The sequence below is a fragment of the Fimbriimonadaceae bacterium genome (genome assembly GCA_023957775.1).
Lineage (GTDB): Bacteria > Armatimonadota > Fimbriimonadia > Fimbriimonadales > Fimbriimonadaceae > JAMLGR01.
In genome coordinates this window covers 16096-28645 of sequence record JAMLGR010000003.1, presented here as the reverse complement: position 1 = coordinate 28645, position 12550 = coordinate 16096, and the positions used below count along the sequence as shown (strand labels likewise).

The 12550-nt window shown below is 64.8% G+C and carries 14 protein-coding genes; 5 read left to right on the top strand and 9 right to left on the bottom strand.

Annotated features, from left to right (window positions below):
* Window positions 1–3 precede the first annotated feature (3 nt).
* From M9921_03125 to M9921_03115, 3 genes are all read right to left on the bottom strand, one after another.
* On the bottom strand, window positions 4–816 hold the full coding sequence (locus M9921_03125; protein ID MCO5295826.1) for a putative zinc-binding metallopeptidase: 813 nt from the start codon (window positions 814–816) through the stop codon (window positions 4–6).
* Window positions 817–860: 44 nt separating this feature from the next.
* Window positions 861–1352, bottom strand: a complete 492-nt coding sequence (locus tag M9921_03120) for a thioredoxin family protein (protein ID MCO5295825.1) — start codon at window positions 1350–1352, stop codon at window positions 861–863.
* Between the two features lie 121 nt (window positions 1353–1473).
* Entirely contained in the window at window positions 1474–2514 is a 1041-nt protein-coding gene (locus M9921_03115; protein MCO5295824.1) for a copper amine oxidase N-terminal domain-containing protein, read from the bottom strand.
* A gap of 353 nt (window positions 2515–2867) precedes the next feature.
* On the opposite strand from M9921_03115, the gene M9921_03110 reads away from it, so the two are divergent.
* Entirely contained in the window at window positions 2868–3389 is a 522-nt protein-coding gene (locus tag M9921_03110) for a hypothetical protein (protein MCO5295823.1), read from the top strand.
* A gap of 55 nt (window positions 3390–3444) precedes the next feature.
* On the opposite strand, the gene M9921_03105 is transcribed toward M9921_03110, so the two are convergent.
* From M9921_03105 to M9921_03090, 4 genes are read right to left on the bottom strand one after another with little or no spacing between them, the layout of a single operon-like run.
* Complete coding sequence (locus M9921_03105; GenBank protein ID MCO5295822.1) at window positions 3445–4194, bottom strand: hypothetical protein; 750 nt, start codon at window positions 4192–4194, stop codon at window positions 3445–3447.
* On the bottom strand, window positions 4191–4376 hold the full coding sequence (locus tag M9921_03100) for a ubiquitin-like protein UBact (GenBank protein ID MCO5295821.1): 186 nt from the start codon (window positions 4374–4376) through the stop codon (window positions 4191–4193). The genes M9921_03105 and M9921_03100 overlap by 4 nt, the downstream gene beginning before the upstream one ends.
* A complete protein-coding gene (locus M9921_03095; GenBank protein ID MCO5295820.1) occupies window positions 4373–5839 on the bottom strand; it encodes a proteasome accessory factor PafA2 family protein in 1467 nt (488 codons plus the stop codon). Before M9921_03095 ends, M9921_03100 begins: the two co-directional genes overlap by 4 nt.
* Window positions 5840–7126 (bottom strand): hypothetical protein, encoded by a 1287-nt coding sequence (locus M9921_03090; protein MCO5295819.1) that lies wholly within the window; start codon window positions 7124–7126, stop codon window positions 5840–5842.
* A gap of 201 nt (window positions 7127–7327) precedes the next feature.
* On the opposite strand from M9921_03090, the gene M9921_03085 reads away from it, so the two are divergent.
* The 4 genes from M9921_03085 (at window position 7328) to M9921_03070 (ending at window position 10156) form a co-directional block, all read left to right on the top strand.
* Entirely contained in the window at window positions 7328–7873 is a 546-nt protein-coding gene (locus tag M9921_03085; GenBank protein ID MCO5295818.1) for a DUF177 domain-containing protein, read from the top strand.
* Window positions 7870–8877 carry a phosphate acyltransferase PlsX gene (gene plsX, locus M9921_03080; protein MCO5295817.1) on the top strand — a complete coding sequence of 336 codons (1008 nt, stop codon included), beginning with the start codon at window positions 7870–7872 and terminating at the stop codon, window positions 8875–8877. Before M9921_03085 ends, plsX begins: the two co-directional genes overlap by 4 nt.
* Window positions 8870–9856, top strand: a complete 987-nt coding sequence (locus M9921_03075) for a ketoacyl-ACP synthase III (protein MCO5295816.1) — start codon at window positions 8870–8872, stop codon at window positions 9854–9856. The genes plsX and M9921_03075 overlap by 8 nt, the downstream gene beginning before the upstream one ends.
* 87 nt (window positions 9857–9943) lie before the next feature.
* Window positions 9944–10156 carry a hypothetical protein gene (locus M9921_03070; protein ID MCO5295815.1) on the top strand — a complete coding sequence of 71 codons (213 nt, stop codon included), beginning with the start codon at window positions 9944–9946 and terminating at the stop codon, window positions 10154–10156.
* Window positions 10157–10341: 185 nt separating this feature from the next.
* Here M9921_03070 and M9921_03065 read toward each other — a convergent pair whose 3' ends face one another.
* Both M9921_03065 and M9921_03060 read right to left on the bottom strand, forming a co-directional pair.
* Complete coding sequence (locus tag M9921_03065) at window positions 10342–11265, bottom strand: lactate/malate dehydrogenase family protein (GenBank protein MCO5295814.1); 924 nt, start codon at window positions 11263–11265, stop codon at window positions 10342–10344.
* A 145-nt stretch (window positions 11266–11410) separates the two neighbouring features.
* A complete protein-coding gene (locus M9921_03060) occupies window positions 11411–12490 on the bottom strand; it encodes a J domain-containing protein (protein ID MCO5295813.1) in 1080 nt (359 codons plus the stop codon).
* Between the last annotated feature and the right edge of the window lie 60 nt (window positions 12491–12550).

Genomic DNA, 12550 nt, shown 5'->3' with positions numbered 1-12550 from the left:
GGCTCACTTCGCCTGACGCGCGAGCGCGACCCGGCGCCAAAACGCCGCGTCCATCTCGGGGCAGAACGCAAGCAAGAGCGCGCGCATGGCCCGACCTTTCGCTTGCAGCACCCGGTCGCGCGCGGCCCGGGCATCGAAACCAGCAGGATCGACCATGAGGAACGCGAAGACCTCGGCTTTGTCCTCCTCCACTCCCGTCATCGCGTAGGTATCGATGAAACCGGGAAGATCGTCGCGCGCGACTCCGGCTTGGGAATCGCCCTGTGCGTTCTTTCCACCCGAGCCGTATTGGAACCCCTTGGGGTTCAGCCTGCTCCACGCCGAGTCGCCATACAAGACGCCGTCGTCACGAGTGTCGATCATGTGGAAGAACTCGTGGTGGATGACGCGCCTCACGTACGCGTCGTCGTATCTACCGCGCGCGGTGTCGAGGTAAAGGTCCCCCCGCATGAAGTCTGGGACCGCCGTGCGAAGTTGTCCGCCGAACGCCAACTCCTCGGCCAGAACGATGCGCTTCAGCCCCACGTTGCGCATGAGGGTGGGCGGGTAGAGGCTCCACTCGGTCCAGAGAAGATCGGCGTAGGTGTCGTTGTTCTCCTCGCTCCCGGCCTTGCCTTCGATGGTTCCCGCATTCACCGAGACGGGAAGTTCGGGCTTGGAGATGAGTTCCAGCCCGTACTCGCGACTAAGAGCTCCGCGAACGGTCTGGAAGTGTGCGCGCCCGGGTTGCTGGACCCCGCTGTCGCGGGCGCCGGCCACAAGCAGGAGGGCCAGCATGGGAAGCAAGGTCGGTCGTCCGCGTGTCGTGTCCGCCATCGACCACTGTATTCCATGTCTCGGGCCCCACAACCCGCAGGTGTTCAGTTCTTCTTCGGGCTCCACGCTTTGAGGAACGCCGTGTACTTCGCCAGGTTGTATCCCTTCCCTTCCTCCAGCTCTCCGGTGTCCTGCGAGTGCAGCAGTTTGCCTTCGGAATCGAGAACGAAGAGATGCGGGTAGCCCTTGATCGCGGGATACGCCGAAAGGAACTTCTCGTTCTTGTTCTCTTGGCTGAAGTTAACCTTGAGCCAGACGAACCCTTTGTCTCGGAGCCCTTTCAAGTCGGTGTGCTCCTCGAGGAACTTGTCCATCAGGTGGCACCACCCGCACCACTCGCCACCCACGTCGACGAGGACACGCCGCCCGGTTCGTTTCGCTTCGGCAAGCGCGACGCGCAAGTCCGTTGCCGGATCTCTCGCTGGGTCGAAAACCTTCGGAAGCCCCTTGGCGGCGGCGCCGGCGTTCTGTTGCGCGGCCACGCTGCCCGCGAGGGCGACCGCCAGGAGCGAGAGTGCGAGAGCGAGACCTTTCATCGCCCCATCATAGGCCAACCGACGCGAAAACGCAACGCCCGCACCCGTAACGAAGGGCCGCCCTCGATCGAAGGCGGCCCGGCAATTCGGCATCCGTGCCGAAAACTCCCTTTACGATGCTCTAGGCGCCTGCTCGAACGACCAGGTCGCGATCAAGGCGCACGCCAAACTCGGTGCCTGCCTTCAGGTGCACGTCGTGCGCCTTGTCCGGGGCTTTCACCAGTTCGTTGTAAAGGTATCCAAGAGCGCCTCCGATCAGCGAATTGGACAGCACGTTGCCCTTCGTGAGGATCGCGATGAGCGCGCCTCCGCCGGCTCCGTAACCCACGTATTTCAGGTTGTCCTTGCTCGTCATCTTGGCGACCATGCGGCCGTCGTCCCGATGTTCCACGCTGTCCTCGTCGAGCGAAGTCAGCGAACCGTAGACGGCGTAGGTGTTTCCGTTGGGAAGTCGGATCGTGTCGAACGTGAGGCCAAGGACGCCTGGGGTCGCCCCGTCGCGTTTCTTGACCGAATCAACGTGACCCTCGATCCGCGTGTTGTCCGGGAGTCCGAGATAGTCCCCGCCGGCCGCGTCCAAGGTCGCCGTGAACGTCTTGCCGCGATAGGCCGTGTCGGAGTCCAAGCGCGTGTCCAGCTTGAACGGGATGACCGTACGGGCATCCAGGCTGACCAGTCGGCCGTTCGGGTTCACCTCGTGGGAGCCGGTTCCATGGTCGATCTCGTTGTAGTAGGCCGAATCCAACGCGCCCGTGTTGATCTCGACGGTTCGGGTTTGCGCGACCCAAGTCACGTCGTTGCCGAGGGATTCGCTGATGAAGCGCAGCGGCACCATCGTGCGGCCGCGGTAGATGGTTGCGGGCGTGTCGAGAGCCACCGCCTCCCCGTTCACCCACGCTTCGTTGCTGCCCAGGAACATTCGCACGGTCGTGCCGGGAACTTCGGCCGTGACGCTTCTCGCCGCCGGATTCCAGTTGACGGTCGCGCCCAAGTTCTCCAGAACGCCGCGCCAAGGCACCATCACCCGACCGTTCATCATCATCGGCTGAACATCGTGAAACGAGACGGCCTTGCCATCGATGGTCGTTCGGATCATCTGCGCTCCAACGCTGCCCGCAAAGGCGAACATCGCGACCGCGGACATGAATTTCAGTTTCCTCATCATCTACCTCCAGTTCTTGGCCCCCAGGCCGCAACAACTTCCGCGTGCGGCGCTTCGGGCTCCTCATTGGCTTCAAGATACGGGGGAGGCCATAAGAGAGGCGTTGGAATCTTGAGATCCACGTTCGAAATCCGTAGAAGTCCGGCCGTTGACCCTGCGATATTCGATGCCGGGGGCCGTGATTCGAAGGTTGGCCCATCCGCACCAGCCATCCCTCTCCGCTTGGATTCCCTCGTCGGCTGCCTGCCGCACCGGTGGTTTCATTGACCTTGCACCTTCGAAACAGTACAATACAGATTGCTCAGGGATTGAGCGCATCGAGGCTCGAGTCCCGAAACGGAGGTTTGGAAACTATGAAGCGATTTCTGACTGTGGCCGCCGGCGCGGCATGCATGGCGCTCAGCACGGGCGCGTTCGCCCAATTCGGCGGCACCCACACCATGGATGCGACGCCCTACCAGTTCAATGTTCGCGGTGGCATCCTCGTGCCGTTCGACTCGGATCTTCGTGATCTGAGCGACGTCTGGGGCGCGATCGGCCTGGACTACCGGTTCAGCAAGTCCCTCCTGAAGGACGGCGAGACCTACGCGTCCTTCGACTGGATGGGACGCAGCCTCGACGGTCAGCCGTACAACGTGTTCCCGCTCATGCTCAATCAGAAGTTCGCCATGGAGGACGGCCAGAACTACACCTTTGTGGGGCTCGGCGTCATCTTCTTTGACGGCGGGCCTTCGGACAGCGTGTTCGGCGGGCGGATCGGCGCGGGCCGAATGCTGAACGCGTCCACCTTCGTCGAAGCGGCGCTGGTCTTGTCCGGCGAGGCCGGCACGAGGAATCCCAGCAACGTCGGCGTGTATCTCGGATACCGCTTCTAGGTCTCCCAAAGGCCCCGATGGATGACCGTCGGGGCCTTCTCGTTGGTTCCTGGGGCTAGTCGCCTTTGAGCACCTTGCGCACGGCCTTCTCGAGTTGGGCCTGCGGAACCGGTCGATTGCCTTCCCGCTCTTGCACGCACGCAATGGGAGGGATCTTGCTCATGCCTCCTGTGGCCGAGTCGAGATCGGCCGCGATGTCGAGCATTTGGAGGCCGTCTTCGAGCACGTCGTCGAGTGAGCGCTTGTCCCACGATTCCTTCTTCCGACCGAGATACTCGAACACACCCCGGATCCGTTCGCTGCCGGAACCCGCGCACGCGTAGTGGCCGTTCTCAAACCGCGCGCCCGCCCCGTCGAAGAAGTAGATTCCGAACTGGTCCCGGCCGCGATCGTAGGCCGCGACGATGGGAAGGAACACGCCGATGCCCTGCATCGCCATCGGCATGTTCGCCGCAAGGGCCTTCGTGATCTCCATCATCTTCCCTTCCAGGGACATGTCGGTCAGGGTCATGCGCCGATAGTATTTGAACGAGTGCCGCAAGTAGCGGCAGACTTCCACGGATCGCGCAAAGGCGCCGCTGATCGCGATGAGGGTGTCGTCGTCGAGGGGAAAGACCTTCTCGGCATGGTCGAACATGATGAGGTTGCCGACGGTCGCCCGGCGGTCCGCAAGCATGAGCACTCCCTGGTCGTACCGCAACGCCAGAACGGTCGTGCCGTGCGTCTCGTCCCCGCCGCCCTGAGCCGCCAGCGGCCCCGGGAAGCCGACCATCTCGGCAAACCCTTTGGGTCCCTCGATCTTCACTGACCCGACCTTTGGCGGTACTTGCGCGCCTGATCGGGATCGACCTTTCGCATCCGCCGCAACAGCTCGTTGCCGCCATCCGGCCGCTGCACGTCCGGCTTGGCGGGTCCGGGTTGGTCGGAGCCTTTCCTTGTCGGCCCCGGCTGAGCGGGTTTTCTCAATCGGTCGTCGCCACGGGTCATCGTCCACCTCGAAGCAGGGTCATAAACGATTCTACGTCGGAAGCGGCCTCGAAAGCTTGCGAAGGGCGCATATCCGGGTGGAGTTCGACGGTTTGCACGCCTCCTCCCACGCGGAGGGTCAAGGTGCGCCAAGACGCGGTGACCACGTCGTCGCGGAAGCGGTGGATCGCGGCGCCCCGCGCCGCGGCACGCGAGTCCGAGGGGGGATGGCGAAGACACCGGGCCAGAGTTTCGGGTTCCGGATCGGGCGACACCCTGCCTATCGCCTGGAGGCCGTAGAACAGGCTGGCCTCGGGATCCACGTTGTGGTACTCCAGATCGAACGCCCGAACCCACGGGTCGGTCCACGCAACGCCCTCGGAGGCGCGGTATTCGTCGAGCATGCGCTTCTTCGCCGCCCAGTCCACGTGTGCCGCGAACCGCTCCGGGCACCCTTCGCGGTCCGCCAGCAGTCGGCGCCAGCTCGCGCGTGCCGCGCGACCCTCGTCGCCGAACACGCGGTCCCCCGCATCGAGGTAGGAGAGAAGCACCTCCTCGGCGTTGGAGGTTCCGCCGCCATCGAGCTGAATCTCGAATCCCGATCCCAGCCCTCGGCTCACGCTGCGCATCGCCCCGGCCGAGTCCGCCAACTTCCATGTGGGGCACGCCCCTTCGATCAGAAGCGCCAACGCGAGCTTGGCCAACCCGATCTTGCACTCGGTGGCCGGGATCGACATGTTCGCATCCCCGGAGATCACGTGCACGCGCATCCACACCTTCGCGTCGGCATGGGGCTCGTCGCGCGTGTTGAACACGGGGCGGCGGTAGAGCGTGTCGACGCTCGCGGCTTCGGTGAAGAAGTCGGCCCGCTGGCTGAGCTGGAACTCCACCGGGGCGCCCGATTCCGAGCCCACCTTTCCCGCGCCGCACAGCAGCGTGCGCGCGACCAGCATGGGCGTGAGCGCGGCAAAGAGCGGCTCGAACGGCATGCGGGGCACGAGGTAGCTCTCGTGCGTGCCGTAGGACGCTCCGTGGTAGTCCGTGTTGTTCTTGTAGACCCTGACGACCTTCCCGGTTTCCCCGGCATAGGCGTGGGCCGCCGCGAGCACGGCCCGCTCCCCCGCCCGATCGTGCAGGGCGAGCTCGTGGTCGCTCCAGCACTCGGGGGTCGCGTACTCCGGATGTCCGTGGTCGTTGTAAAAGCGCGCGCCATTGGGCAGGATGCGGTCGGCGCGCACGACGGCGATGGGCTCGGGCGGCCGGCCCTCATCGAACCGGGCGTCCACGGGATCGTGGGCGAGCCGTTCGACTTGAAATCCTCGCAGATCGGTTCTGGGCGACTCGTCGGAGGCGTCCCAAACAGCGAGGCACTCGTCCGGATAACTCCGAACGAGTGCCGCCGCGTCGTCCACCTGATCCTCGGGGGTTCGGCCTTCGATCAGGAGTCCGTACTCCGTCTCGATGCCGGCGAGGATCGGGGTCATCTACTTGCGAAACACGAGGAAGCGGCCCGAAGCCGGGAACCCGGCGGGCGCTCCGCCCGAGAACGTGAACGTGCCGGAGCGGATCTTGGTTGGATTGGCGCCCGCAACCGAGCCACCGCCCGCATCGAGGAATCCCGAAACGGTGCCGGTGAGTTCGTTGCCGGCCGCTCCATCGTCTACCTGGTCGATGGGGAACATGCTGAACTGGCCCGTGCCGTAGTTCACGAATCCGAAGTACATGGCCGAGATGGCTCCGGAACCGTCACGCTGGATCATCACCGCATCCTGGTCGTCGCTGTCGTCGCTGTTGGGGAGCGCGAACATCTCGACGGTGCCGAGATCCAGAATCATGTCCGAGTAGTTGCGCCAGATCCCCTGGAGGGACACGATGCGCTGCGCGTTGGGAACCGGGAGGATCCGAGGATCGACCTCGAGCAGCGTGTAGGTGCCAAAGTCGGGAGTCAACGGGGTCGGCAACCGCCACTGTCCGGCAATATGTCCGAGGGGGGTGAGCACCTCGAACACCCGGTCTCCGCCCACGTCGGCGCTCATCGCGATCGAATCCCCGCTGAAGTACACCGCGTCCGCGGTCGCGCCCATGCCTTCCGGCGAAATGAGGTTCGGTCGCTGGCCGGCCGGCATCGACGTGAGATCGAACCGGAGGTAGTCGGAAAGGAAGCCCTTGATGACGCCGTCGGTCGGGTCGATGTTGGCCAGTTCGAAAAGCGCCTGGTCGAAGGACAGGCTCACGCCGTCGTGGTGCACCATCGCGTCGTCGAGGAAGATCTGGACGATCGATTGTCGCCCGTTGAACGAGCGCAGATGCAGCGGGAACGGCTCCTCCAGGATCGGGGCGTTGGGATCGTTGGGATTCCCGAACTCGACGTACGGGTTGGAGGGATCGCCGGTGTCCTGAAGAATCTTCTGGATGCTCAGCGTGAACGTGTCGTAGAGCCGGGAGTCGTTGCCGGGAAGCGTCTGCGCGTTGGCGAGCGTGATCGTGTTGTGCGTGTAGCCGTCGAGCTGGACCAACACCGCGGGATTGAGAACCGTCTCCACCGGATTGTCGAAATCGAGGGGCGTGTACGTCAGGCGCTTCAACTGCGCGCTCTGCGAACCGGGTGCCCGGCCCTGGCCGGAAAGGTACGTCGTGTAGATGACGCCGGGGCTGCTCATCTTGGCGTCGTTGACCCGCGAAACCAACGGCCCGCCGCCGCCGCCGCCAGCTCCGCCAGCATCGTGACCGTTGCCTCCGCAGCCGGTCACCGCCACCGCAACGGACGCCAATAGTAAAGCCCACTTCCTCAAATCAGAATCACCTCGCCACGTATCGGCACACGGACGTTGCCGCGCGTTAGTATAGCAAGTATTGTCCCTGCCGTTGTAACGACGGCGCAGAGTCGCGGATAGTTTGCCCTTCCCCGAAATCTTACGGAACGGGACGTGGAGCCGGCGGACCCGGCCACGGGTAGAATCAGCATCCACCACATGAAGCGGGACGACCTCCTCGATCTCAACGATGTGCTTCAACACCCTGGAAGAAGGCTTGAGGTCGATATTTCCACGGAACTTCAGGAAGAAGGCGAACTCGACCTTGTTTCTCCGCTCGAAGGCACCCTCGATGCGGTCAGCACGGGCAACCTCCTCCTGATCAAGGGAACATTTCGAACCCGCGCCGTGGTCGAGTGCGCCCGTTGCGGCGAGCCGTTGGAGAAGGACGTCGCCTTCGAGATGGACGAGCAGTTTCCCGTCGAAGGCGTGCCCAGCAGCTACAGCTCGCAGGATTTTGCGCGGGTGACGTCCGACGAGCCCGAGGCCATGTTCGAGGGCAACACCCTGATGGTGGAGGCCCTGCTTCGCCAGGGGGTGCTGTTGAGCCTGCCGCTCCAGCCGCTCTGCCCCCACGGGTGGGAGGAGCCGTGTCCGGCCGAACAAGCCCGAGAAGCCAAGGCGAGGGATCGTTCGGCCCCCGCTACGGGAGCGTTCGCCAAGCTCTCGGAGCTGCTCGAGCCCGACGAGGACGCCGGCCCGTGAGCATCATCCTCGACGCCATGGGAGGCGACCACGCGCCCCGTGAAATCGTCTCGGGCGCGGTTCAGGCGGCGCCAAAGATCCACCACTCGATCGTGCTCGTCGGAGATCCCGCCCGCATCCAGGCAGAGCTTCCCACGCCCTGTCCCACCAACATCGAGATCCACCCCGCCTCCCAAGTCATCGAGATGCACGACAAGCCGCTCGAGGCCCTTCGCAGCAAGAAGGACTCGTCGATGGCCGTGGGCGTCGAACTCGTGAAGATCGGGCGTGGCCAAGCGTTCGTTTCCGCCGGCAACACGGGAGCGGCCACCGCCGCTTCGCTTCTGAGCTGGCGGCAGCTTCCCGGCATCCACCGGCCGGCCATCGCCAGCACGATCCCCAACCGGCACGGCCAGTTTCTGCTTCTCGATGCGGGCGCCAGTCCGGACGTGGACCCCGAGCACTTGGTCGAGTTCGCCGAGATGGGGCGCGCCTACGCCGAAAAGATCATGGGCCGGTCCCGCCCCAAAGTACATCTCCTGAACATCGGTGAGGAACCCGGGAAGGGCAACGCGTTCGCCAAACAGGCCCACCAACTTCTGGCCCGCTATCCCTGGTTTGCCGGGAACATCGAGGGCAAGGACATGTACAGCAAACCGTGCGACGTCGTCGTGTGCGATGCGTTCGTCGGGAACATCGTGTTGAAGACCAGCGAGGGCGTCGCCGAGCTCATTCTGCAGGTGATCAAAGACCAGGTCCCCACGAACAAGATGATCCGGCTCGCCTACCTGCCGCTGCGCAAGGTCCTCCTTCCCCTCAAGAAGCAGATGGACTACGCCGAGTACGGCGGCTCGCCCCTCCTCGGGCTTAACGGGCTTTGCATCATCGGCCACGGACGCAGCAACGCGAAGGCGATCGCCAACGCGCTTCTGCTGGCGCAAAAGGCAATCGACACGGACCTTGTCGAGTCCATCCGTGCTAAGGTCCAGCAAGACGCGATGGGACAGGAGCAAGCAGGTGGCTAGACGGGCGGTGGTCCAGGCGATCGGACACAAGGTTCCCGATCAGATCATCACGAACGACGACCTCGCGAAGGTCGTCGATACGAACGACGAGTGGATTCGCCAGCGGACGGGCATCCGCGAGCGACGGGTCTGCACTCCCGACCAAACGACGAGCGACCTCGGCTACGGCGCGGCGAGCGAGGCCGTGGCCAAGTCGGGCATCGACCCGATGGAGATCGACATCGTGATTTGCGGGACGGTCACGGGCGACATGCTGTTCCCGTCGACCGCCTGTCTGATCCAGGAGCGGCTGGGGGCGAAGCGGGCCGGAGCGTTCGACTTGGGAGCCGCGTGCGCAGGGTTCATCTACTCGCTCTCGGTGGGGGCCTCAATGCTCGAAGCCGGGCACGCGGACACGGCTCTCGTCATCGGGGTCGATGCCCTCTCGAAGTTCGTCGATTGGTCGGACCGGGCCACGTGCGTCCTCTTTGGAGACGGAAGCGGGGCCGTGGTTCTCCGCGCCGAGGAGAACACAGACCGCGGGCTGATCAAGACCGTGCTCTATGCCGACGGCGCCGGCGCCGGGCACATCGATCTCCAGGTCGGCGGATCCAAGCACCCGACGGCCCACGCGAGCACGAAGGACGTCCGTCAGTACATCTACATGGCGGGCGCCGAGGTGTACCGGTTCGCGGTCGGCGCGATGGGCGACGCGTGCACGCGCGTGCTGGACGAGGCGAAGATGAGCGTCTCCGAGATCGACCTGTTCGTGCCCCACCAGGCCAACCTCCGAATCATCGAATCGGCTGCCAAGAGGCTCGAGCTGCCCGATGAGAAGGTCTTCGTCAACGTGGACCGCTACGGAAACACGAGCGGCGGATCGATCCCCCTGGCGCTCTACGAGGCCGAGCAATCCGGCCGTCTCAAACGGGGCGACGTCGTGATGACGGTGGGCTTCGGCGCGGGACTGACGTGGGGCGCCAACCTCATCCGCTGGTAGCCGCCCAGACTTTCGACCCACCCGGGTGACCTTGGCGCTCTCCAGGGCGTTCAAGCCTTATGAGCTCCGGCGCAAAGGAGTGGGCCGATGAAGATCTGGGACTACGAATCAGGAAGCACGCTGAGCGACGTGGAGATCACGTTGACGCGCGACGAGGCGAGCGAGCTGGCCAGCTACCTCACGCGGTTGGTCCAGACGCCCTCGATCGGCCACGCCCACCTCAGCGAATTCGACGGCCCCCTGTTGGGCAGGGAGCTCACCGTGGCGCTGGCACCCGATGCGGAAAGCCTCGCCGGCTAACCCAGGGGACTTCATCCGCGCTTTGAACCTCAGGCACCTCAAAGCGCCGATGAAGAGACAGTCGCAAAACCCTGGGTGCCACGCCCGCTTGGCGGGTGTGCGGGGGCTTTCAGCTACAACCTTGAACTCACGCCCGTCCAGCGGGCGTGGCACCCGGAGCCTTCACTGCGCGCACTCCCAGACTCTCACCCCAGTTGCGCCAACACGTCTTTGAGGCTCTGGGCGGACTTGTGCAGACCCTCCCGCTCCTCGTCGCTGACCACAGGCTCCAGGACGCTTCCCACCCCGTTGCGGACCACCTGCGTGGGCAGGGAGAGACACACGCCGGAGATGCCGAGTTTGCCCTCTTGGTGCGAACTCACGGGCAGGATCGCGCCCGAGTCCAGCGCCATCGCGTGGACCACCTCGGCAATCGAGACGCCCACGGCGCGGCCCGCGCCGCCCTTGAGGCGGATCACTTCGGCTCCGGACTTCTTCGTGAACTCGAACACGCCCTTCACCTCCTCCTCCGTGTAGCCCGGAAGGCTCTGGATCGACACGCCGTTGACGGTCGCCGACGACCAGATGGGCACCATCGAATCCCCATGTTCGCCAAGGATCAGCGCGTGCACGTCGCGAGCGCCGACGTGGAAGTGGTCGGCGAGCAGCGAGCGGAACCGGCACGTGTCCAGCACGGTCCCCAGCCCCAGCACCTGGCTGGACGGGACGATGCCGCTCTGGACGGCGAGCTGGGTGAGGATGTCCACGGGATTCGACACGACCAAGATCGTGGCGCCCGAGGCGAGCTTCGCGCCCTTGAGGGAATCGAGGATCTGCTTGAACAGTCCCACGTTGCGATTGATCAGTTCGAGCCGGCTCTCGTCGGGCTTGCGGCGAAGGCCCGCCGTGATCACGACGCAGTCGCTGCCGTCGGCGACCTCGTACCCTCCGCTGGTAAATGTCTGGCTTGCGGTGAGAGCGGCGCCGTGGCGCAGGTCGAGCGCCTCGCCCGCGGCCATGTCCTGGTTCATGTCGATCAGCGCGATCTCGCGCACGATCCCGCCCAGCTGCATCGCAAACGCAGCGTCCGAACCCACGCGGCCGCCGCCGCCGATAATGCTTACCTTCATTCGATGGAAACTCCTTAAGCCCCGGCCAAGCGTGCCGGGGGTCGGCCCTCATTATGGCACTTGGCACCGGGCGCAAACCCAGACAAGGGAGCGCCGAAATGTAGGCCCTTTCGTGCTCACGGAAAGACGGGCAGGCGGCACCCTTCTAGCCGCGCAACGAGTCCGCCACCATCCAGCCCGAAACCGCGCCGAGATACACGAGGTTCCCGCCCCAAAGCAACGTTTGGAGAGGATCGACGTGTTCTCCCATGGCCGCGGCAAGCGCAAGTAGGACCGTGGCCATCGCCGTGCCACCCACGAGGCGGGACGTCGAGTACTGGTAGGCGTTCTGAGATTGGCCGATCGCCACGTACATCGCGCCGGCCGCCCAGAAATTCACCGCCGCCACGAACGCGAGGGCCACGGTCGGCGACGGCCGGCCGGCAGAGGCCGAGATCGCCGCCTGGAATCGGTCGAGGAGTTCTGCGTGCGAAAGCGCCGCGCCGCACACCAAACCGGCGATGAACAAGGACATCACGAGTCCGAGGGTCCACGTGGAAACCCAACTGAACATGGGCAGCAGCGCGGGCTCCTTGCTCACGGCGAGGTACGTGGCCAACAGCACGGTGATCACGAGGGCGATCAGCAACGATCCCACCGGGTGGTGGCCGAACCCCACGGGAGAACCGCGCCGCGCCAGTTTGTCCATGAGCTCCTCGTGGCGACGGGCGTAGACCGCGTTCCGCGGCTCCATCTGGTACGCGTAGGCGTACATGCGAGCCGCGCCCTCGAGGTCGTTGCGCCCGCGAAGCACGTCGCCCAAAACCGCATACGGCACCGGATTCTTGGGGTGCGCCTTGATGAGGCCCCGAGCCAGACGCTCGGCGTCCGCGTACCTGCCAGTGGCGAAAAGCCGCGTGAGATGGTCGAAGTCGGGCTTCTCGCGCACCTTCGCGCCCCCGCGCGCCCGCTGGCCGGCAGGTTGGCGCTCTCGCTGCTGCGGCCCCACCCGAACCGCCGCCTGCCCTCCCTCGACCGCGATCAACCGATCGTAGCTGGCGCGGCGAGCCGGATCGCTCAGCACTTCGTAGGCCGCGGTGACCGCGATGAACCGCTCTACGGCGTCGGGCGCCTTCGACCGGTCGGGGTGATACTGTAAGACCTGGCGACGATAAGCGGAGCGCAACTCCGTCGACGAGAAGTTGCGCGACACCCCAAGCACGTCGTAGTGCGATCGTTTCGCCATGATCCGCCGTTGGTACTTGCCAACGGGCCTCCCATTTCAGTATGCGACACCCTTATCCTC

Bases quoted from the DNA above. Each gene is read 5' to 3' on its own strand.
- M9921_03125 (MCO5295826.1), bottom strand. From the start codon at position 816: ATGGCGGACACGACACGCGGACGACCGACCTTGCTTCCCATGCTGGCC.
- M9921_03100 (MCO5295821.1), bottom strand. From the start codon at position 4,376: ATGACCCGTGGCGACGACCGATTGAGAAAACCCGCTCAGCCGGGGCCG.
- M9921_03110 (MCO5295823.1), top strand. From the start codon at position 2,868: ATGAAGCGATTTCTGACTGTGGCCGCCGGCGCGGCATGCATGGCGCTC.
- M9921_03095 (MCO5295820.1), bottom strand. From the start codon at position 5,839: ATGACCCCGATCCTCGCCGGCATCGAGACGGAGTACGGACTCCTGATC.
- M9921_03070 (MCO5295815.1), top strand. From the start codon at position 9,944: ATGAAGATCTGGGACTACGAATCAGGAAGCACGCTGAGCGACGTGGAG.
- M9921_03060 (MCO5295813.1), bottom strand. From the start codon at position 12,490: ATGGCGAAACGATCGCACTACGACGTGCTTGGGGTGTCGCGCAACTTC.
- M9921_03085 (MCO5295818.1), top strand. From the start codon at position 7,328: ATGAAGCGGGACGACCTCCTCGATCTCAACGATGTGCTTCAACACCCT.
- M9921_03065 (MCO5295814.1), bottom strand. From the start codon at position 11,265: ATGAAGGTAAGCATTATCGGCGGCGGCGGCCGCGTGGGTTCGGACGCT.
- M9921_03115 (MCO5295824.1), bottom strand. From the start codon at position 2,514: ATGAGGAAACTGAAATTCATGTCCGCGGTCGCGATGTTCGCCTTTGCG.
- M9921_03120 (MCO5295825.1), bottom strand. From the start codon at position 1,352: ATGAAAGGTCTCGCTCTCGCACTCTCGCTCCTGGCGGTCGCCCTCGCG.